Origin of the sequence: Burkholderia singularis, from assembly GCF_001718875.1 — a bacterium.
Classification (GTDB): Bacteria; Pseudomonadota; Gammaproteobacteria; order Burkholderiales; family Burkholderiaceae; genus Burkholderia; species Burkholderia singularis.
Window position 1 is genome coordinate 1,676,375 of sequence record NZ_CP013448.1, and the last position, 20,281, is coordinate 1,696,655.

At 63.2% G+C, this 20,281-nt stretch carries 21 protein-coding genes and 1 pseudogene; 9 read left to right on the forward strand and 13 right to left on the reverse strand.

The genetic code is table 11. The annotated features are described in order from the left end of the window. Position 1 precedes the first annotated feature (1 nt). Both AQ611_RS07710 and AQ611_RS26085 read left to right on the forward strand, forming a co-directional pair. A complete protein-coding gene (locus AQ611_RS07710) occupies positions 2–778 on the forward strand; it encodes an MBL fold metallo-hydrolase (RefSeq protein WP_069234152.1) in 777 nt (258 codons plus the stop codon). Positions 779–872: 94 nt separating this feature from the next. Further along, on the forward strand, positions 873–1,064 hold the full coding sequence (locus AQ611_RS26085) for a hypothetical protein (RefSeq protein ID WP_059516879.1): 192 nt from the start codon (positions 873–875) through the stop codon (positions 1,062–1,064). On the opposite strand, the gene AQ611_RS26630 is transcribed toward AQ611_RS26085, so the two are convergent. After that, positions 1,061–1,330, reverse strand: a complete 270-nt coding sequence (locus AQ611_RS26630; RefSeq protein ID WP_009904701.1) for a hypothetical protein — start codon at positions 1,328–1,330, stop codon at positions 1,061–1,063. The two genes, AQ611_RS26085 and AQ611_RS26630, sit on opposite strands and share 4 nt — an antisense overlap. A gap of 63 nt (positions 1,331–1,393) precedes the next feature. Next, entirely contained in the window at positions 1,394–2,617 is a 1,224-nt protein-coding gene (locus AQ611_RS07720; protein ID WP_069234153.1) for a ribosomal protein uL16 3-hydroxylase, read from the reverse strand. Between the two features lie 32 nt (positions 2,618–2,649). On the opposite strand from AQ611_RS07720, the gene AQ611_RS07725 reads away from it, so the two are divergent. Continuing rightward, positions 2,650–3,192: an FKBP-type peptidyl-prolyl cis-trans isomerase gene (locus tag AQ611_RS07725; protein WP_059516678.1), complete on the forward strand. Its 543-nt coding sequence runs from the start codon at positions 2,650–2,652 to the stop codon at positions 3,190–3,192. Here AQ611_RS07725 and AQ611_RS07730 read toward each other — a convergent pair. Both AQ611_RS07730 and mutS read right to left on the reverse strand, forming a co-directional pair. After that, the gene (locus AQ611_RS07730) at positions 3,172–4,440 is read right to left on the reverse strand and encodes a hypothetical protein (protein ID WP_083237262.1); all 1,269 of its coding nucleotides are present in this window, start codon (positions 4,438–4,440) and stop codon (positions 3,172–3,174) included. The two genes, AQ611_RS07725 and AQ611_RS07730, sit on opposite strands and share 21 nt — an antisense overlap. Further along, positions 4,427–7,072 (reverse strand): DNA mismatch repair protein MutS, encoded by a 2,646-nt coding sequence (mutS, locus tag AQ611_RS07735; RefSeq protein WP_069234154.1) that lies wholly within the window; start codon positions 7,070–7,072, stop codon positions 4,427–4,429. The genes AQ611_RS07730 and mutS overlap by 14 nt, the downstream gene beginning before the upstream one ends. Before the next feature lie 288 nt (positions 7,073–7,360). Between mutS and AQ611_RS25430 the strand changes: the two are divergent. Next, a pseudogene (locus AQ611_RS25430) lies at positions 7,361–7,530 on the forward strand (IS3-like element ISBcen23 family transposase); the annotation flags it as partial. A 19-nt stretch (positions 7,531–7,549) separates the two neighbouring features. Here AQ611_RS25430 and AQ611_RS07740 read toward each other — a convergent pair. The 3 genes from AQ611_RS07740 to AQ611_RS07750 are packed head-to-tail and all read right to left on the reverse strand — an operon-like array spanning position 7,550 to position 9,978. Continuing rightward, positions 7,550–8,344, reverse strand: coding sequence for an SDR family NAD(P)-dependent oxidoreductase (locus AQ611_RS07740; protein ID WP_059516684.1), 795 nt, complete (start codon positions 8,342–8,344; stop codon positions 7,550–7,552). A 56-nt stretch (positions 8,345–8,400) separates the two neighbouring features. Beyond that, positions 8,401–9,255, reverse strand: coding sequence for a type 1 glutamine amidotransferase domain-containing protein (locus AQ611_RS07745; RefSeq protein WP_231935920.1), 855 nt, complete (start codon positions 9,253–9,255; stop codon positions 8,401–8,403). Positions 9,256–9,264: 9 nt separating this feature from the next. Continuing rightward, positions 9,265–9,978: a type 1 glutamine amidotransferase domain-containing protein gene (locus AQ611_RS07750; RefSeq protein WP_069234155.1), complete on the reverse strand. Its 714-nt coding sequence runs from the start codon at positions 9,976–9,978 to the stop codon at positions 9,265–9,267. Between the two features lie 118 nt (positions 9,979–10,096). Here AQ611_RS07750 and AQ611_RS07755 point away from each other — a divergent pair, with 118 nt between their 5' ends. The 3 genes from AQ611_RS07755 to AQ611_RS24565 all read left to right on the forward strand — a co-directional run bounded on the left by AQ611_RS07755 (position 10,097) and on the right by AQ611_RS24565 (position 13,323). Continuing rightward, positions 10,097–11,005, forward strand: a complete 909-nt coding sequence (locus tag AQ611_RS07755) for a LysR family transcriptional regulator (RefSeq protein ID WP_069234156.1) — start codon at positions 10,097–10,099, stop codon at positions 11,003–11,005. Positions 11,006–11,775: 770 nt separating this feature from the next. Beyond that, on the forward strand, positions 11,776–12,924 hold the full coding sequence (locus AQ611_RS07765; RefSeq protein ID WP_082711899.1) for a lipid II-degrading bacteriocin: 1,149 nt from the start codon (positions 11,776–11,778) through the stop codon (positions 12,922–12,924). Between the two features lie 81 nt (positions 12,925–13,005). Further along, positions 13,006–13,323 carry a hypothetical protein gene (locus tag AQ611_RS24565; RefSeq protein WP_082711909.1) on the forward strand — a complete coding sequence of 106 codons (318 nt, stop codon included), beginning with the start codon at positions 13,006–13,008 and terminating at the stop codon, positions 13,321–13,323. 126 nt (positions 13,324–13,449) lie between these two features. On the opposite strand, the gene AQ611_RS07775 is transcribed toward AQ611_RS24565, so the two are convergent. Together AQ611_RS07775 and AQ611_RS07780 are read right to left on the reverse strand one after the other, a co-directional pair. After that, positions 13,450–13,854, reverse strand: a complete 405-nt coding sequence (locus AQ611_RS07775; protein WP_069234158.1) for a DoxX family protein — start codon at positions 13,852–13,854, stop codon at positions 13,450–13,452. A 383-nt stretch (positions 13,855–14,237) separates the two neighbouring features. Further along, complete coding sequence (locus tag AQ611_RS07780; protein ID WP_059572142.1) at positions 14,238–15,041, reverse strand: inositol monophosphatase family protein; 804 nt, start codon at positions 15,039–15,041, stop codon at positions 14,238–14,240. Positions 15,042–15,346: 305 nt separating this feature from the next. Between AQ611_RS07780 and AQ611_RS07785 the strand changes: the two genes are divergently transcribed. After that, positions 15,347–16,189, forward strand: coding sequence for an RNA methyltransferase (locus tag AQ611_RS07785; RefSeq protein ID WP_069234159.1), 843 nt, complete (start codon positions 15,347–15,349; stop codon positions 16,187–16,189). Between the two features lie 242 nt (positions 16,190–16,431). Beyond that, positions 16,432–17,202: a serine O-acetyltransferase gene (cysE, locus tag AQ611_RS07790; protein ID WP_069234160.1), complete on the forward strand. Its 771-nt coding sequence runs from the start codon at positions 16,432–16,434 to the stop codon at positions 17,200–17,202. Positions 17,203–17,390: 188 nt separating this feature from the next. Here cysE and AQ611_RS07795 read toward each other — a convergent pair whose 3' ends face one another. From AQ611_RS07795 to AQ611_RS07810, 4 genes are all read right to left on the reverse strand, one after another. Continuing rightward, the gene (locus tag AQ611_RS07795) at positions 17,391–18,191 is read right to left on the reverse strand and encodes a UDP-2,3-diacylglucosamine diphosphatase (protein ID WP_069234161.1); all 801 of its coding nucleotides are present in this window, start codon (positions 18,189–18,191) and stop codon (positions 17,391–17,393) included. Positions 18,192–18,230: 39 nt separating this feature from the next. Then, on the reverse strand, positions 18,231–18,722 hold the full coding sequence (locus tag AQ611_RS07800) for a peptidylprolyl isomerase (RefSeq protein WP_069234162.1): 492 nt from the start codon (positions 18,720–18,722) through the stop codon (positions 18,231–18,233). A 79-nt stretch (positions 18,723–18,801) separates the two neighbouring features. Next, complete coding sequence (locus AQ611_RS07805) at positions 18,802–19,377, reverse strand: peptidylprolyl isomerase (protein ID WP_069234163.1); 576 nt, start codon at positions 19,375–19,377, stop codon at positions 18,802–18,804. Positions 19,378–19,428: 51 nt separating this feature from the next. Beyond that, positions 19,429–20,148, reverse strand: coding sequence for a tetratricopeptide repeat protein (locus AQ611_RS07810; protein ID WP_069234164.1), 720 nt, complete (start codon positions 20,146–20,148; stop codon positions 19,429–19,431). Positions 20,149–20,281 lie beyond the last annotated feature (133 nt).

A 20,281-nucleotide genomic window follows, 5' to 3' on the forward strand; every position in this document is an offset into this window, starting at 1 on the left:
CGTGCGATTCGCGAGCTTGGGAAGCGGCAGCGAAGGCAACGCGCTCGTCGTCGAAGCGTCCAGTGGCGTGACGACGACGCGCGTGCTGCTCGATTGCGGTTTCTCGGCCAAGGAAATCGAGCGTCGTCTCGCGCGTCTCGATTTGAGCGTCGACGCGCTCGACGCAATCTTCGTCACCCACGAACACGGCGACCATGTTGGTTGCGCGTTGACGCTAGCGCGCCGCGCGTTGTTGCCGCTCTATATGAGCTGGGGCACCGCGCGCGCGATCGGTGCCGATGACGCGGGCATCGATCTGCGCGTGTTGTGGGAGGGCGACGCGGTCGCGTTGGGCGATCTGAGCGTGCTGCCCTATACCGTGCCGCACGATGCACGCGAGCCGCTCCAATTCGTGTTCGGCGACGGCGCGAAGCGTCTTGGCGTGCTGACCGACGTCGGCATGTCGACGCCGCATATCGGCACCGTGCTGAGCGGCTGCGACGCTCTCGTGCTAGAGGCGAATCACGATGCCGCGATGCTTGCCGCGAGCCGCTATCCGGCATCGCTGAAGGCGCGTATCGGCGGCTCCCACGGCCATCTGAGCAACGACGCGGCGGCGCAGATCCTCGCAGCGCTCGATTGCAGCCGGCTCAAGCATCTGGTAGCCGCTCATCTGAGTCAGCAAAACAATACGCCGGAACTGGCGCAGGCGGCGCTCGCCGCGGCGCTCGGGGGCGGGGCGGGCGACGTGCTCGTCGCGTCGCAACGCAACGGCTTTGGCTGGCTTGGCCTGGGCTGAGCGTATATCGGCATTCCGGCCAGCCTCGAACGGCAGCGGACGCCATGCAGCAGACGTAAAAAAACCGGCCCGAAGGCCGGTTTTTTTGCTGGTGCTGACCTGCAACAGCCTTACTGGCTCGCGCCCGAAGCCGGAGCAGCCGTCGCTGCCGAAGCAGCCGACGCCACTGCAGCAGCCGCATCGCTCGCAGCAGCCGCGACGCTCGAAGCAGCAGCGGCAGCAGCGTCCGAAGCAGCAGCGGCAACCGTCGAAGCAGCCGAAGCGGCGGCAGCACTCGCGTCGCTAGCAGCCGACGAAGCAGCTTGCTCGGAGCTCTTGTTGCACGCAGCCAGTGCAACGGCAGCCAACAGGGAAGCTACGAGGAGGGATTTCTTCATGATCACGTCCTTTTATGGTTAAAGGTAAGCAACAGCGCGAAACAATACCGGTAATGTGCTCCAACACCGACCTGGGCCGCTGGTGGAGATGCACTTCTAGAGCGTGAATCTTCCCTACGGCTTGGGCGGAAATTATATGCACTTTCCTATCGACCGTCGACAAATGCGGGGTCAATACGTTGTCTTTCCCATACAAAACGGGCGTTCGCATGGGCGTACAGTCAGGCAACTTGCAACTTTACTCCAACTTGCCCACCTGTATCCAGCCCGCACAATACCATTCGTGCAGCAAGGCTGTCATCGACGGGTCCTTTGAGAGTGTTACAAACCGTTTCGCATCGATTTGACGCGTATCGGCCAATTCAGGCAGCCATTTTGCCGTGTCCGCGAGCGCATAGGCTTCGCCGTTGATGAAATACGAGCGGCGGCTGTACAGCAGCGCCGTTTTCCTGTCGAGCCGGACGCCATGGCGGCCCGCCTGCGCCGCGAACACGGCTTCGCTGATGCGTCGGGCAGGGGGCTCGAACACGACGTTCGATTTGGGCTCGCTCAAATAGCAACCCAGGAAATCGCCGATGTCCCGCTCGTCCCATTTGATTTTCGACAGCATCGCGGCGACGCGTTCGATCATCGCCGGCGGCAGTTGCGCGGGCGTGTCGACGGCGGGCTGCGCGGGATCGCGGTATGGCGCGTCGTCGTGTGCGCCGGTGCGCAGGTTGCCGCGCTCGGCGAGGTGATAGAGGAACTGCGCGCGCAATTCGCCGGCGCACGGCGCCCGGAAGCCGATCGAGCACGTCATGCATTCGCCGATCGCAACGCCGTCGTGGGCGATGTGCGGCGGCAAATACAGCATGTCGCCGGGCTCGAGCACCCATTCGTCGGTGGGCTCGAAGTGCTCGAGAATCTTGAGCGGCAATCCTTCCTGCAGCGACAGATCGCGTTGCGCGCCGATGCGCCAGCGGCGCTTGCCATGCACTTGCAGCAGGAACACGTCATACGAGTCGAAGTGCGGGCCGACGCCGCCGCCGTCCGTTGCATACGAAATCATCAGATCGTCGACGCGCGCGTCCGGGATGAAGCGAAAGCGTTCGAGAAGCGCGCGGGCGCGATCGTCGTGCAGATTGAGCCCTTGAACGAGCAGCGTCCACTCGCGGCGTTTCACGGGCGGCAAATCGCCCTGCTCGAACGGGCCGTGCTTCAGTTGCCAACTGTTACGAAAATGCGTGACGAGCCGCGATTCGACATCGTAATCGCTGGCCAACTCGAAGAGCGCGTCGCGCGAGACGGGCGGCGCGATGCCGGGCACGGCCTGGCGGATCAGCAGCGGCTTTTTTTGCCAATATCGGCGCATGAATTGCGCGGCAGTGAGATTGCCGAGGAGCGGGGTCGGCGTATCGGTGCGCGGCGCGCGGCTGCGCGCGCGTGCACGGCCGGACAGTTCGGGTGGTGGCCGTTGGGGCATCGTATAATGACTGATGTACTTGGGAGAATTGGATGAAAATCGCAAAAAACACTGTCGTATCGGTCGCCTACAAGCTGTCGGATGCGCAAGGCAATCTGATCGAGGAGAGCGATGAGCCGATGGTCTATCTGCACGGCGGCTATGATGGCACGTTCCCCAAGATCGAGGAACAACTCGACGGCCAGGAACCCGGCTATCAGGCGCAAATTCAGTTGGAACCGCAAGATGCGTTCGGCGATTACGATCCGGAACTCGTGAAGATCGAACCGCGCGACCGTTTCCCCGAGCCGCTCGAGGTCGGCATGCAGTTCGAGGGCACGCCGGAGGACGGCGACGAGGAAATCGATTCGCTGATCTACACGGTGACCGATATCGCGGAAGACAAAGTAGTGCTCGACGGCAATCACCCGCTCGCGGGGATGGCGCTGCGTTTCGCGCTGACGGTAAAGGATGTGCGGGAAGCGACGGAGGACGAGATCGAGCATGAGCACGCGCATGGCGCGCAAGGGCTCGAGATCGTCGACGACGACGATGACGACGGCGAGGACCGCGACTCAGCGCGCACGCTGCATTGAGTCGGCCGGCATGCTGCTCGGCGTTTGCACGGGCGGCATGCCGGATGAGCGATAGCTGTTGTTGTCGTGCATGTCGTGCTGAGGCTCGTAGCCGGAAGGCGATGCGTTGCTCGCTCCCGAGTCGGGCAGCGCGGGCGGCGTCTGGATTTCCGGCATGTCGGGCATTTGCGTCTCGTCCCGGGGCGCGACGGGCAGCGCGGGCGGTGGCGGCAGATGCTTCGGCACGGTTTGCACGCTGACGCTGAACATCGGTTGCCGCGCGGGATCGACGCCGATCTTCACCCATTGCGTCAGACGGGCGCGTGGCGCGATCGCGATGCGGGTCAAATTGCCGATCGGATTCCCTTTGTCGTCACGCAATGGGCGGTCGATCATGAAACCGCTGTCGAGCGTTTCGTCGGTCGGATGCACGACGACGATCGAGCCGCGGAAAATCGCCGCGGCTTTAACCAATGAGCGTTTGAATTCGCGAAAGCCGTCGCGCGTGCGAGGGCGGTTGAAACGCAGCCATCCGAAGCGCTCGGTGCGTTCATAGCGATCGAATTGCGGATCGCCTTCGACGAAGATCACGAGTGCGCGCGCGTCGCGGCGTTTCGCGTACTCGGCCGCATGATCGATCCAGAACGTGTTCGCGATCACGCGATCCTCGAATTCGCCGTTGCGCCCGCCCGCCGTCAGGTAGTGATTGTTTGGACTTGGCGCATTCAGACCGACGAACACCGTATCGCCCTGAGTCCAGCGGACATTTTCGCGGTATGGGTGAAAGCGCGGCACTTCGCTTTCACGCGTGAGCGTGAGCGAATTCGTGCCCGGCGATGCGGGCTCGACGAACACGTTCTGCCGCAGGAAATCCAGCCGCTCGACGGGGTCGTATGTGCCGGCGTCGCGCGTATTGCACGCGGCCCAGTCGTATTGGCCGGGCAGCAGTACGAGCGGCACGCGCGACGTCGCGAGAATTGCGCTGCGCTCGTCATAGAGCCGGTCGCGGCAAGCTTCGCCCGGCCCCTTCAAATTGCCTTCGTAGACGATGAACGACACGGCGCGGTCGCGTCCGATCGCATCGATCAGGTGTCGCGCATGCGGCTCGTCTTCTGGCGACGCGATCACGCCGGACACCACCGCGAATGCATATCGGCCGCCGCGCGCGAGCGCGTGCGGCGCGCCGCACGCGAGTATGCACGCAAGTGCGAACGCGGCCGCGCGCGAGCGCGGCGAGACGCGTCGAGCGATGGCGTCAGTGCGGCGCATCGGTCGCGTTCGAGCGGGCGAGTGCATGAAGCTCGTAAAGCAGATCGAGCGCATCGCGTGGCTTGAGATCATCCGGATCGAGCGCGAGCAGGCGCTCGAGCGCCGGATTCAGCGCGGCGGCGGGCGCTTCGTCACTGTCATCGGCGGCTGCCGGCGGCGCGGCGAAGAGATCGAGCTGCGGCGCCGCTTGCGCGGCGGACTGCTGTTCGAGATACGCGAGATGCTTGCGCGCGGCCCGGATCACGGGCGCGGGCACGCCTGCGAGTTGCGCGACCTGGAGCCCGTAGCTCTGGTTCGCCGGCCCTTCTTCGACCGCATGCAGGAACACGATGCCGTGGCCGTGCTCGACCGCCGACAGATGTACGTTCGCCGCGTGCGGGAATTCCGCCGGCAGTTGCGTCAACTCGAAGTAGTGGGTCGCAAACAGGGTGTAGCAGCGGTTGTGCGCAAGCAGATGGCGCGCGATCGCCCATGCGAGCGCGAGGCCGTCGAATGTCGACGTGCCGCGGCCGATTTCGTCCATCAGCACGAGGCTTTGCGGCGTCGCGTCGTTCAGGATCGCGGCGGCTTCCGTCATTTCGACCATGAACGTCGAGCGGCCGCCCGCGAGATCGTCGGCTGCGCCGATGCGCGTGAAGATGCGGTCGATCGGGCCGAAGCGCGCCGCTTTCGCGGGCACGTAGCTGCCGACATAGGCCATCAGCGCGATGAGCGCGGTTTGACGCATGAAGGTCGACTTACCGCCCATGTTCGGGCCGGTGATGAGAAGCAGCTTGCGATCGGGAGTGAGCTTGCAATCGTTCGCGATGAAGCGCTCGACCTGCGCTTCGACGACCGGATGCCGGCCTTGTTCGATCTCGATGCCAAGCTCGTCGGAGAACGTGGGTGCGATCCAGTCGAGCGTGCGCGCGCGCTCGGCGAACGCGGCGAGCAGATCCAGCTCGGCCAGTCCGCCAGCCACGCGCTGGCAGCCTTCGATATGCGGCAGCAGCGCTTGCAGCACGCTGTCGTAAAGCGCGCGTTCGCGAGCGAGCGCGCGCTCCTGCGCGGACAGCGCCTTATCCTCGAAGGTCTTCAGCTCGGGGGTGATGTAGCGCTCCGCGTTCTTGAGCGTCTGGCGGCGGCGGTAATCGTCGGGCACCTTGTCGGTCTGGCCGCGCGTGACTTCGATATAAAAGCCATGCACTTTGTTGTATTCGACGCGCAGGTTGGCGATGCCGGTGCGTGCGCGTTCGCGCGCTTCGAGATCGATCAGGAACTGGCCGCAGTTCTCGGAGATGTCGCGCAGCTCGTCGAGTTCGGCATCGTAGCCGCGCGCAATCACGCCGCCGTCGCGCACCATTGCGGCCGGCTCTGGCGCGATTGCTCGGGTGAGCAGATCGAGGCAGCCGGCAGGCGGTTCGAGCGCGGCCTCGATACGGGCGAGGGCGGGGGCGTTCGGCGCGATCGCGGCGACCTGCTGCCGTAGCGCGGGCAATGCGGCGAACGTATCGCGCAGGCTGGACAGATCGCGCGGGCGCGCGGACAGCAGCGCGAGGCGTCCGGTGATCCGCTCGACGTCGGCGATCTGCCGCAGCGCCGAGCGCAGATTGTCGAGGCCCGCGTGCGCGGGGGCCTCGATGAGCGCGCCGATCGCCAGGTGGCGCGCTTGAGCGGCGACCGACGCGCGCGGCGGATGATGCAGCCAGTGGCGCAGCAGACGGCTGCCCATCGCGGTGCAGCAGGTATCGAGCAGCGAGTAAAGCGTCGGCGATTCGGTGCCGCGCAGTGTTTCGGTGAGTTCGAGATTGCGCCGCGTCGACGGATCGAGCCCGATGTATTCGGATTCGGTCTCGACTTTCAAGCTGCGCACATGACGCAATTGCTGGCCCTGCGTCGAGGCCGCATAGATGAGGAGCGCGCCCGCCGCGCCGCAGGCGCTCGCAAGCGACTGCGCGCCGAAGCCGTCGAGGCTGGCGACTTCGAGCTGATCGCACAGCCGTTGCGTGCCGGAGGCGATGTCGAAGTGCCAATCGGGCACGCGCGTGATCGCGCCGATGCCCGTGGGCACGGCTTCGAGCGCGCTGTCCGCCGCGAGAATCTCGGCGGGGCGGATGCGCTCGAGCGCCGCGCCGAGTTCGTCCGGTGCGATTTCGGCGAGCCGCAGCGCGCCGCTCGCGAGATTGAGCCACGCAAGGCCGACGTTCGATGCGACCCCGCGCTTGTTGTGCGCGATACAAAGCGCGAGCAGGAAGACATCGCTTTTGTCGGACAGCAGCGCGGCGTCGGTCAGCGTGCCGGGCGTGACGACGCGCACGACCTTGCGCTCGACGGGCCCTTTCGATGTCGCCGGATCACCGATCTGTTCGCAAATCGCGGCCGATTCGCCGAATTTCACGAGCTTCGCGAGATATTGCTCGATCGCATGATGCGGCACGCCCGCCATCTTGATCGGCGTACCGGCGGACGCGCCACGCTGCGTGAGCGTCAAATCGAGCAGACGCGAGGCTTTTTCCGCGTCACCGAAGAACAGCTCGTAGAAATCTCCCATTCGATAGAAGACGAGCGTGTCGGGATGCTCAGCTTTAACGCGCAAGTATTGCTGCATCATTGGGGTGTGGCCAGCAAAGGCCTCGGGCGACAGCGTGGTCATAGATCCGGCGTAAAGTTATGGCTTGGGTTGCCCGAGTTTACCAGTGGCTCCCGTGCACAAGCGCGAAGTTCGCCGTTCGGCCGGTGGCAGGGGAGAGCCAGCTGGGCGCTGACGGCGCCGTACCGCAATCAGTTCCCGTCCCGGCCTTGTTTTGCTGAGCCGGCGCCACGCAGCGAACGGAGTTTCGTGCGGCGGGCCTGCCCAGCCGGCCAGGACGTCGGCTTTCACATCGGATCTGACACTCCCCCGGCGCGACTGCGGCTCCATTGACGGTTTATCGAAGGAGGGCAGTTCAACATTGCGCGGCGACGTCCTTGCCGACGTCGTTGCGGCAACGACATACGCTTGCCTGGTGCAGCACATCCCGATTCGGTCTGGCGCTATGACTTCGTGCAGGACCACTGGTGGATGGCCGGGCGTTGAAGCTGCTGTATGTGATCAATGAATACACCCGCGAGTCTGAATTGCGGCGCCTGCTCAGAGGATCGACCGATAGGTGCCGCCCTCGACGCGCACGGCGGCGCCATTGGATGCAGCGCCCAAAGGACTGGCAAGCAACGCCACCATCGCGGCAATCTCGTCGGCCTCGATCATGCGGGCAATCAGCGAGCTTGGGCGATACGTGTCGAAGAAGTGCGACTCGATTTCAGCATCAGTCATATCGGGTCGCGGCGCAGTCTGCCGAAGATATGCCACGATGCCTTCCGAACGAGTGGCGGACGGCAGTACGCTATTGACGGTCACGCCGGTTCCCTTCGTCAGTTCGGCCATTCCGCGTGAGACCGCGAGTTGCGCCGACTTGCTGACACCGTAGTGCACCATGTCCGGAGGTGTGAATGCACCGACTTCGCTGGACATGAAGATGACGCGTCCCCAGTTCTTCGCAAGCATGCGCGGAAAGTAATGACGAGACAGCCGTACACCGGACATCACGTTGACGTCGATCATTCTCAGCCAGTCGTCATCGGTGATCTCGGCGAACGGCTTGGCTTCGTAGTAGCCGAGATTGTTCACGAGAATATCCGTATCCGGCTGCGCATCGATCAGCTCCGCGGCACCGCGATCGCCGCTCACGTCGGCGACGATTCCGCGCACGTTACCGCGTTGCCCGCCAGCGCAGAGTTCGGCCACGGCTGCGTCGAGCTTGTCACGTTGACGCCCGGTGATCGTGACCGCCACGCCTTCGGCGGCCAACGTTCGCGCGATCGCCATGCCGATGCCGGCAGTGGCGCCGGTGACGATCGCGGTTTTTCCTTCAAGTTGCAGATCCACGGTTTGCTTCTCCTTTACTCATCGAGGAACCGGCACTGCCGGTTTATTGCGCGGCATTACTTGAGCCGCTTCAGCATTTCGCCGGCCACATTCCGAGCCGAGGCCGGATTCTGTCCGGTGATCAATTCACGATCGGTCACCATGTGCGCGGTAAAGGGCACCTTGTTGCTGCTGTAAATCCCACCCGCGCGTTGCAATGCAGTCTGCGGATAGAACTTCATCGCGCCGCCGCCGAGCAGCCCTTTGGCCTGCTCTTCTTCCGCGTTGCTGATCACCGTCATCCGGTAACCGGCGTAAATCCATTTCGTGCCGCCGTCGCCCGCGTTCCCCGCCGCAAGCCTTCGTGTAAAGCCTGGTGCATCGGGCAGCGTCGACAGCAGCGCGATCGGGCCGTGGCAAACGAGCGCCGTGGTCTTGCCGCGCGCGTGAAAGTCGGCCAGCAATCTGCCCATGGCGGCACTGGTCAACAGGTCCTGCATCGGCGCATGGCCGCCGGGAACATAGACGGCATCGAAGTGCGCGTATCCAATCTGCTCCACCCGCGACAGGCTGATCACCGGCGAATGCGCGCGCGACGTGATTTGTAGCCGGTCGAGCAAGGCCCGGTAGTCGCGCATCGCGTTGTCGTCGCCGTCGAAGTACATTTTGTCGGCCGACGTGACGTCCATCGTCGGCGCCTTGCCCTCTGGCGTGGCGAAGGTCACTTGATGGCCAGCATCGAGCAGCGCCTTCACGGGCTGCATCAACTCGTTCAGATAGAAGCCCGTCGCGAAGACCTTGTCATCCTTCAGGTCGAGGTGGTCGGAATCCGACAACACCACCAGCACGTTGGCAGCATGGGCGCCGCACGCGGCAATGCCGAGGATGGCTGCAACGGCGAGCCTCCGCATCGAATCCATGGTTTTCTTCATTGGGAAGTTTCAAGCTTGTCGTGAACGGGTGAGCAATAGATGACGCATCGCGGCGCCCACGCCGGAAGCCGACTGTGGGTTCTGGCCAGTCACGAGCCGACCGTCGACGACGACTTTCGCGGTCCAGTTCGGCGCGGGATGGTGAAGTGCGCCGCGCTGTTTCAAGGTGCGCGCGAGCAGGAAAGGGACGACGCAATCGAGCTGGACCACCCGTTCTTCTTCGTCCGTGAATGCGCTCAGATTCTTGCCGGCGACGAGGTATGTACCGTTGCTGAGTTTCACGTCGACCAGTGCGGCCGGACCGTGACATACCGCGCCGACCACGCCGCCCGCTTCATAGACCGCGCGCGTGACCTTTTCCACGTCGGCATTGCCGGGAAAATCCCACATTGCGCCGTGACCTCCGGCAAAGAAGACCGCCGCATATTTCGACGTGTCGACATCGCTCAGCCGCTGCGTCTGGCGCAGTGCGTCCCGGAAAGCGGCATCGCGCCAATAATGCGCATTGATTTCGTCGTCGAGATCGAGCCCGTCAACTGGCGGTTCACCGCCCTGAATCGATGCGAATTCGACGGGAATGCCGGCCGCGTCGAGTTCGGCCAGCGGATGCGTCACTTCGCCGAGATAGAAACCGGTCGGCTCGCCGCTCGAGCCTTTCTCCGCGTGGCTCGTGAGTACGAATAGGACCGGTAGATCCTGCCGGTGGCGATGTTCGCCGTTCATGCTGTGCTCCTGGATTTCGGTGGGTGACTCGATGCAGTCATGATGCACGCACTTTATTTGGTTCATTTGCGAAGATAAACTGACGCAAAAGTAAAGCTTTTGTTCTTTGGGGGACAAGATGGCGCGTAAATTCGACCATCTCGGTGACGTGGAAGCGTTTGTGACGGTGGTCGAAAAAGGGTCGATGACTGCCGGCGCGGTGGCATTGGGCAGCACGCCTTCCGTATTGAGCCGGGCCATCACACGTTTGGAAACCCGGCTGGGTACGCAATTGCTGCGTCGGTCTACGCGGCGGTTGAGCCTGACGGAGCACGGCAGGCACTATCTCGAACAATCGCGCGCGGCGTTCCTGTTGATCGATGACGCCGAGCGGGCCATTCAGGGGCACAGCGGTACCTTGACCGGCCATGTCCGGCTGAGCGTACCAACGACGTATGGACACTATCGTCTGCCACCGCTGCTGCGGCGGTTCACGCGGGAACACCCGCACGTTCGCGTGGAGCTGAACATCGCGAACCGGAACGTGGATCTCGTGGCCGAAGGCTTCGACCTGGCGATCCGTCTGGGCGAGCTACCGGACAGCGGTCTGGTCGCGCGCAAGCTCGAGGATGCGGCGCTGTGCGTTGTGGCGTCGCCCGAGTACGTCGCCCACGCCGGCATGCCCGGAAACGTGGCCGACCTGGAGCACCATCTTTGTTTGCCGTTCATGCTGCCCAGCAGCGGCCGTATCGCGCCCTGGGTGTTTCGTGACGGCGATCGGGACATCGATTGGTTGCCGTCTTCGAATGTCGCGGTGTCCGACGATGTACTGGGTGTCGTTTCAATGGCGCAGAGTGGTGCCGGTATCTGCCAAACCTATGACTTCATCGTTCAGGATCGGCTCCGGAGCGGACATCTCGTCGAAGTGCTGCCCCATCTGCGGGGGCGCACACGACCGTTTTCGGTCATCTATGCGCCGCATCGCCGCCTGTCGGCCGCCTCTCGCCGCTTGATCGACATGCTGATAACGTCGACAGCCGAGACTTGATGCGATATGGATTACTCGAAGGAGTCGAATGGCATGGCATTCGGCGTGTCGGCCTCGACCGCATCGCCCTGCTTGGCTGCGCCGGCGGTTTCGCGACGGGCCGGAAGTGCATGCGCAACGTTGGCTTTTCGGCCAGGACGCAGCCTTCGATTACACCACCGATCAAGCGCCGCCCAAGTATTGGAAAGCGATGGCCGTTGTCCGCGCCGTCGGCGTTAGGTCTCGATGCTTCGTGCAGGTCCATGCGACTCCCACTGCGGTCATGGCAGACGTCGGCCGTGCCGTGCGCGTGCCCTGGCTTACGGCCGTGGCGTGCAGCGAGCGGCCGTTCGTCGCGTTTTGCCGCCGAGAACTGAGCCGCGTCGGCGGACGCTGCGCATTTGCGCATACGGTTTCCGAGACGGATCAGACGCATTGCGGCAGACGGTGCTGAAGGAGCGTGCCGAACATTATCCGTCGGAACAGCCTGGATTGAATTGGATAAAGGCGGGGATTCATATGACGCCGGCGTATCCGTGCGCGGGGCGACAAGATTTCGGTAATTGCCGTTCCGGGCGCGCGCGACGTGCAATAACGGCCGAATTTCAATCGGCGTTGCGTAATTTGCATTCATCTTTCGGCTTCTGCTTTTTCATCTGAATCTTACTGAGTTGTAATGTGCGTCGAGTAAGCCATCGCGGAAATACCAGGGATGGCGGCCCTGAATGATCGATACGCTTGATCCGTATCGCTCGATTCTATTCGCACAAGATATTTAAATAGATGATGAAATGAATGGCGACATCGATTACGCAACGTTGGACGGGGAAGATTTAACGGGCATAAGTAATGGGAGGCGACGATTACTTTGCGCCTCCGTGGCGCTGCCCGCAGCCGCATTGGCTCATCCGATTCGTGGCTGGGCAAATGGGCATGGCCCGGCCGACGAGCTTCCCGCCATCCACGTCACCGCGCCCTCCGAAACCAGCTTGCCGCTTCCGTCGCCCGGCGGCCCCGCCGGCGGATATAGCTGGACGACCGGGCTGGAAAATTATCGCGGCGGAATTTTTCAAATCGGAAAATTCAAACTCGTTAATGGAAAAAGAATATTCGCCGCCGCAAGCGAGGGCAGGACGATCGACGCACTGGCCGAATTCGCTTACGGGATCGAATTGTCCAGTAATAAGCTGATACAGGCGCAGATCGCGACATACGGGTTATTTACGCAATGGCTGGCGAATAACGGATGGCGAGATATCGTGGGGGCCAATGAATATGGTCTGTCCAATACGACATATAGCGGGCTGACCGCCGCATTCGGATTATTCAGCGATTATTACTTTAGCCGGCTACCGGCGCCGCCGATTTCGGATTTCCGGTTCTACGCCACGCCGTTTTTTACGCTGGCTGCCTATGATTACTGGTTCAGGGGAAACGGTGCCTCGAGAACGGTGGATTTGCCGTCTCTTCGGTTGGGGATTGGCGTCAAGCAAATAGATGCGATCAAGAATATCGTCGTCAACGATGGCATGGGGCCTGGTGTCTATCCGATCGATGCGGTATTCAGTACGAACTTGATTTCGGAAAACGAGTGGATCGTGGGAGCGGCTCTTGGGCGTGTCAGCGGACATGTCACCGGGCAACTCACACTGGCCGCCAACGGCGGTTATTCCTTCCTGGGCGAATATACGCTGAATCCGGACAGGTTCGACTTTGATGTATCGAGATCGCGGCCCGATGTTCAAGAGCGGTTGACCACATTGGTGCGCAAATTGGGCGAGATTGCCGGGCATACCGACTTCACGATTTATTTCAACGGATCGCAAAAGGTGGATGAATCCGGAACGCGTGCCAGCATCAAGGCGATGGCCGGCGGCGGGCCGATTCTGAGGCCGTCCTTCGGCGGCAGAGCGCCCCGCCGGTTGGGTGCTGCCGGCTAGCCGGCCTGTCGCGGTGAGCCGATCAAGGATGCCTGATGCGCTTGCAGCAGCGGGTTCGGAATGAGGTGCGTGGTGAGGTCAATGCTCAAGTGTTTGGGATATTTGCTGCTGCTGTTTGTTATCGTTCTAATGGCTTTGGCGGCGTTACTGGTTTATGTCAGAACCTACGACGGTGGCGGTGGAGTGTGCCCGGATATGGACAAATCGAAAATCGAAGTACACATCAGAGATTACGCCCATGGAAAATTCCCTCGTGCCGACTTGGCTTTTAACGAGGAATTCTCTTATATGAGCGATTTGGCGCAATGGAAGGTGCCCTACTATGTCGACGGATATAGGTATGTAGTGAAAATGAACTGCGCCGGATATATCCTCGACGACGTCGGGCCATACAACTGATCGGGTCCGGAAAGGTTGGGCCGATGAGAATGGCACCGATGTCGTCATGACTGTCACATTCGGCGGGCGTGGCAGGTTCACCGTACGTGTTCATCGGCCTGAACAAATTCCGCCGCATTGCCGCGCTCAGCGCCGTTTCCCAGGATACAGCGCATACGCGCCATCACCGATCAGGGACAGTGCCATCAATGCGATCGCCCAGAACATCGGGTATTCCCAGCCGCCGCCCCGGTTCGTGAACAGCCAGCCGTTCGCACCGTGCACCATGAAAACGGTGCCGAGCATCTCGAGGGCGAGCGGCAGCGCGACCCACGACGCGTACACGCCTAAAATCAGCGCGAGTCCGCCGAAGAGTTCGAGCGCGATCGTCAGGTAGGCGGCGATCGCGGGCAAACCGAGCGATGCGAAATAACCAACAAATCCCGTAATCGTGAAGACGAAGATTTTCAGGCTCACATGAGCGAGAAAGAGGACGCCTAGACTCACGCGCAGCAGCAGCGCGGCATACGGGGCGGTATCGAGTTTGATCATTGGGCTTGCCTGTTTGGTCGAGGTTGGAAACGGAAAATGGGTTGCGTTATCAACGCGCGTTGACTGGAAGGTTAGGGGCAAGCCGATTCGGCATCAATCCGCGATTGATTGATGAATTAATTCTTAATGGTTATTAATTGTGCGCAAGCCGCACAGGCAATCGACGCGTTGGCGCGTGTGCGGCATTTGTACTCGGCTGGCGGCGGCACGGAGTTGCGCAATACGGAAGGACGGGGTAGGGGAAGAGGCGAGAGCCTGCGTCGCAAGCCGTCCGGGCGGTGGTAAATGCAAATGGCCCGCGGCACATCGAGCGCAAAGCTCGAAGGCCGCGGGCCGTCGAAGAGCGCCGCCACCGCGCGGACGCGGTGGCGCAGCACAGCCGCTTATTCCGCTGCCGGCCGCGTATGCGTATAGCGGTTCAGGATCGGGATCATCTGCGCATAGATTTTCGGGTTTGCGGCGACGATTTCGCGCTGATGCAGAAAATCGGAATCGCCCGTGTAGTTGCCGACGAGGCCGCCTGCCTCGGTGATCAGCAGGCTGCCCGCAGCGACATCCCACGCGTTGATGCCTTGCTCGAAAAAGCCGTCGAGGCGGCCCGCGGCGACGTTCGCCAGATCGAGCGCCGCGGCGCCCGGGCGGCGCAGGCCGGTGCACGCCTGCGTCATCTCGGTGAACAGGCGCGCATACGCTTCGAGCCCTTCCTGCTCGCGGAACGGAAAGCCCGTGCCGATGAGCGCGTCGGCCAGACGGTCTCGCCGGCCGACGCGGATGCGGCGGTCGTTCAGAAAAGCGCCGCGGCCGCGCGTGGCGGTGAACAGATCGTTATTGTTCGGATCGTAGACGACCGCCTGCGTGACGACGCCCCGATGCGCGAGCGCGATCGATATGCAGTAGTACGGGAAGCCGTGGATGAAGTTGGTCGTGCCGTCGAGCGGATCGATGATCCATTGGTATTCGGATTCATTGTCCGACTTGCCGGATTCCTCGGCGAGGATCGCGTGATCGGGGTAGGCGGTTTTCAGCGTCTCGATGATCGCATCTTCCGACGCTTTGTCGACCTCCGTCACGAAATCGTTGTGCTGCTTCTTGCGGATTTCGATCAGATCGAGATCAAGCGATGCGCGGTTGATGATTTGCCCGGCGCGGCGCGCGGCCTTGACGGCAATGTTGAGCATGGGATGCATGGGGCTGAATCCTGAATCCAGTGGCCGGCGGTGCGAGGCCGCCGCATGATGATCGAACCGGCGATGCGTCGCCTGGCTTGCGGTTGCGGCAGGCTAGGCGTTTCGCCGACGGAAGACGAATTGGCAAAGAGCGATAAAAGTGCGGCCCGAACGATGCGGATGCCGCCTTCGAATACGCAATTTTACCCGACTCGCGGCGCTTTGATGCGAAACCGCCGTGCGGATTCGCCTGGCCGTTCGGCCGAGTGGGTTTGCATGCGGGATGGCGATACCATACCGGCATTCCTGTCAATTTAAAGAATCTCTTGGACTCTCAGCAAAAACCTTCCGCGCCGGCCGCCGGCGACGGGCCATCCTCCGTGGCGAGGACCGCTCGCGGCGGATTTACGTCCACACGCTTCGTGCTCGTCGAGCCGAGTCATCCGGGTAACGTCGGCGCCGCCGCTCGCGCGCTGAAGACGATGGGCTTTTCGCGTTTGGTGCTCGTCGCGCCGCGTGTGCCGCATGTGCAGAGCGATCCGGAGGCGATCGCAATGGCGAGCGGCGCCGACGACGTACTTGCGTGCGCGCATGTCGTGCCGACGCTCGCCGACGCGCTCAACGGTGTGCACTGGTCTATCGCGCTCACCGCGCGCTCGCGCGAATACGGTCCGCCTCGGCTTGCGCCGCGTGCGGCTGCCGCGAACGCGAGCCGCCATGTGCAGAGGGGCGACATCGCGCTCGTGTTCGGCAACGAGCGTACCGGTTTGTCGAACGAGCACGTCGAGCGTTGCAGCGCGATCGCGCACATTCCGGCCAACCCCGCCTACAGCTCGCTCAATCTTGCGCAAGCGGTGCAGGTGCTCGCCTACGAGCTGCGCGTCGCATTGCTCGACGACGAAGCAGTGGCGTTGCCGCAGGATGCCGGCGCGGGCGAACTCGCGCAAAGCGACGAGATCGAGCGTATGTTCGTGCATCTGGAGAATGCGTTGATCGCGCTCGATTTCCTCGATCCGCGCCATCCGAAGAAGCTGATGTCACGGCTGCGGCGGCTGTTCTCGCGAACCGGGCTCGAACGCGAGGAGGTCAACATCGTGCGCGGAATCGCGAAGCATATCCTGCTGAAAACGGGCGAGCGCGGCGCTGGCGGCGAGGGCGGGCAGCCATGACCGGTGGCTGCGCGCACGCACGAGCCGCAGGCGGTCCCGCAAGAAAAACGGTTGGCGTGCCGATATCCGCCATGGCGGCAGGGGTAAGCGGCGCATGTGCTGCACGCACCGGGCGCGCGCTCTACAATCGTGCGGACGTCATAAGCAAAGCGGTTAAAACGATATCGGTTCCGTGCCGCAGCGGCAGCCAGCCGGCCTTTTCCGGCGGCTGCATCCTGGCTCCTACTTGCATCGCCATCATCATGTTCACGAGACTTCGCGAAGACATTGCCACGATTCGCGAGCGCGATCCAGCCGCTCGCAGCGCCTGGGAGGTGCTCACGTGTTATCCGGGGCTGCACGCGCTGATGTTTCATCGCATCGCGCACGCATGCTGGCGCGCGAATTGGCGTTGGCTCGGCCGGTTCGTGTCCCAGATCGGGCGCTGGATGACGGGCATCGAGATCCATCCGGGCGCCGCGCTCGGCCGGCGTGTGTTCATCGATCATGGGATGGGCGTCGTGATCGGCGAGACGGCCGTGGTTGGCGACGATTGCACGATCTATCAGGGCGTGACGCTCGGCGGCACATCGCTTGCACGCGGCGCGAAACGTCACCCGACGCTCGGGCGCGGCGTGATCGTCGGCGCCGGTGCGAAAGTGCTCGGCGGCTTCACGATCGGCGAGGGCGCGAAGATCGGCTCGAACGCGGTCGTCGTGAAGCCGGTGCCAGCTGGCGGGACGGCGGTTGGTAACCCCGCGCGGATCGTATTGCCTGTCGCGGCCGAACAGCGCGCGCCCGAGCGCTCCGCGTTTTGCGCCTACGGCATCACGCCTAACGCGGACGATCCGATGTCGCTTGCGATTCACGGGCTCATCGATCATGCGGCGAAGGAGGCGCGCCGGGTCGATGAAATCGTCGCCGCGCTCGAGCAGCTTGGCACGCATTTGAATGCGCTGCGGGGCGTGGATGGCGCGCAGCTCGATTTACGCCGGTTGTCTGCGGTGCTCGAGGGCAGCGCGCTCGAGCGTTGACGGCGGGGCAAGCGCGGCCGTAGGCGGCGTTGCCACGCGTCGCGTCGACGTCAATCAAATCTCAAGTGAAGTCATGCGCGAAGTGCACGGGGTGCGGATCGTGGATGGCGAGTGATTGCGGTGCGCAATCGCGTATCGCACGCTCGTCAGGCTGACGAAGGCCCGGAAATCCGCCGCGGCCGATGCGCTCAATCGAGCGGCAATGCGCGAATTCCTTGTGCGTCGATGCACAAATAGCCACCGCGCGGCACGCCGTGATCGAATTCCCAGTCGGGCAGCACCCAGCGCGTGCCTTCCGGTTCGACGTGGCGCGCCGGCTTGTGCGTGTGGCCGTGGATGATGACCTTTGCGGCGCTGCGCACGAAGAGCGCGGCCACGCCCCGGCGCGTGACGTCGTAAAGCGCGGAGGCGGGGCGCATCCGGCCCGCTTCGCTGTTGGCGCGCATCCGCTGGGCGAGCGCGCGCCGCCAGCGCAACGGGCAGCGCTGGAACAGCCACTGCGCGGCGCGGTTGCGCGCAAAGCGCCGGAACATCTGGTAGCCGCGGTCGGCGGTACATTGTGCGTCGCCGTGCGCGAGCGCGATCCGTCGCCCGAACGCGATGACGACGGACGGATCGGGCAGCGGCATCGCGCCCGCCGCTTTCATGAAGCGTGGGCCGAGCAGGAAGTCGCGGTTGCCGTGCATCACGTAAAGCGCGATGCCGCGTTCGGAGAACGTGTGCAGCAACGCGGCAATGCGCTGCGCGAAAGGGTCGTCTTCGAGGATGTCGTCGCCGATCCAATACTCGAACAGATCGCCGAGAATGAAGACAGAATCCGCGCTGTCGGCCGTCACGCGCACGAAATGCTCGAACGCGGCAACCGTGCGCGGAATCGCGTCGCTCAGGTGCAGGTCCGAGATGAACAGGAACGGGCGTGTGGCGTGCGAGACTCCGCGTTCGCCCGGTACGCCCGCAAAGACGCTACGCGGCGGCGTTTCCTGCAGCATCGAAGATTTCCCCCCGGCGTCGTTATGCGCGGAATCGCGTCAGACCACCACGGCCTTTTCGATGATGACGTCGTCGGTCGGCACGTCCTGATGAAAGCCCTGGTTGCCCGTCTTGACGGCCTTGATCTTGTCGACCACGTCCTGACCTTCGACGACCTTGCCGAACACCGCGTAGCCCCAGCCTTGCGGCGTCGGGGACGAGTGGTTCAGAAAGTCGTTGTCGTTCACGTTGATGAAGAATTGCGCGGTCGCCGAGTGCGGGTCGTTGGTGCGGGCCATCGCGATCGTGTACGCATCGTTCTTGAGGCCGTTGTTCGCCTCGTTCGTGATCGGCGCGTCGGTCGGTTTTTGCTTCAGGCCCGGCTCGAAGCCGCCGCCCTGGATCATGAAGCCGTTGATCACGCGATGAAAGACCGTGCCGTCGTAGTGGCCCTTCTTGACGTAGTTGAGAAAGTTCTCGACTGTCTTCGGCGCTTTCGCGGCGTCGAGTTCGAGCTTGATGACGCCGTGATTCGTATGCAGTTCGACCATGATGATTCCTTCGATGGAGTGGATTAAACGGCGCGCGGCCGGTCGGAACGACACGGCCGCGCGAAAAGGTGGCGTCGACTTATTTCGAGACGATCGTGGCCGATTCGATCACGATCGGCTTTTCGGGCACGTCGCGCATCGGGCCGCGCACGGTCGTCGTCGTCGCTTCGATCTTCTTCACGACGTCCATGCCCGAGACGATCTTGCCGAACACGGCGTAGCCGTTGCCGTCCGGGTTCGGATAGTCGAGGCGTGCGTTGTCGACGGTGTTGATGAAGAATTGCGCGGTCGCCGAATTCGGATCGCTCGTGCGGGCCATCGCGATCGTGCCCGCCAGGTTCTTCAGCCCGTTCTTGCTTTCGAGCGGGATCGGCGCGCGGGTCGGCTTCTCGTCGAAGTTCGCCTTGTAGCCGCCGCCTTGGATCATGAAGCCCTTGATCACGCGATGAAAGATCGTGCCGCTGTACTGGCCTGCCTTCACGTAGTCGAGGAAGTTGGCGACCGTCTTCGGCGCTTTTTCCGGATACAGCTCGACACGGATGTCGCCCTGGGTGGTCTTCAGTTGGACGACGGGGTGCGTGGCGGCCGTTTGCGCGAACGCGGGAGCGCTCGCGACGAGGGCGGCGCTGCCAAGCGCCAGCAACAGACGTTTCATAACGATCCTCTGGGTGGATGAAGATAGAAAAGGCACGCGCCGCACCGCTTGCTACCGGGACGGCGCGACGTATGGCGTCGCAAGCGAGCCGCTCGGGCCGCCGTACTGGAACGTCGGTGACAACGGCAGCGTGGTGGTGGTCATGTTCGCGCTCGCGCGCTCGGCGTAATCGCGCACGGACGCCGCGGATGCGCCCGCCGCCTTGGCGGCCTTCGGCGGCGAGACGATCTTTTGCAGATCCGCCAGCCGCTGCGCGGTTGCGCCGCTCGTGCGGCCGAGCTTTTGCGCGCGCTTGTACGATTCGGCGGCGAGCCGCAGGTACAGATCGCCGAGGTTCTCGTAGGCGAGGCCGTAGTTCGGGTTCGCCTGCGTCGCGGTGACGAGCGCGTTGCGCGCATCGTCGTAGCGGCCGTGCTTCGCGTAGAGCGCGGCGAGGTTGTTGTACGGTTCGGGCAGCTCCGGGTACGACTGGGTCAGCTCGACGAACTGCTTGATCGCGTCGTCGTCGCGATTCAGGTGGGCGAGCACGGTGCCGCGCTTGAACTGCGCCTGCACGTCGCGCGGGTTCGATGCGATGCGCGCATCGAGCTGGGTGAGCGCGCGCTGCCAGTTTCGGCCCGCGATCGACGCGTCGATGTCCGGCGTGCCATCGGTGGGCGCGCGGGAGATTTGTGCGTGGGCCGCTGCGGCCGACAACGCGAGCGCGGCGCTCACGGCGGCGGTCGCAACAAGGGTCGCAGCGCTCGGCGCAAGGCCGCGGGAAGGTTTCATAGGCTCAAATCGGAATGTTATACTCCGACCCATTCTAACAAAACGTCCGCGCGTTCCGGCGAGCCGCGGTCAGTCTTTGCCTCTTGTGGCCGTTACCGCAACGACTGCGGACCGACCGGCCGCATGTCACCGA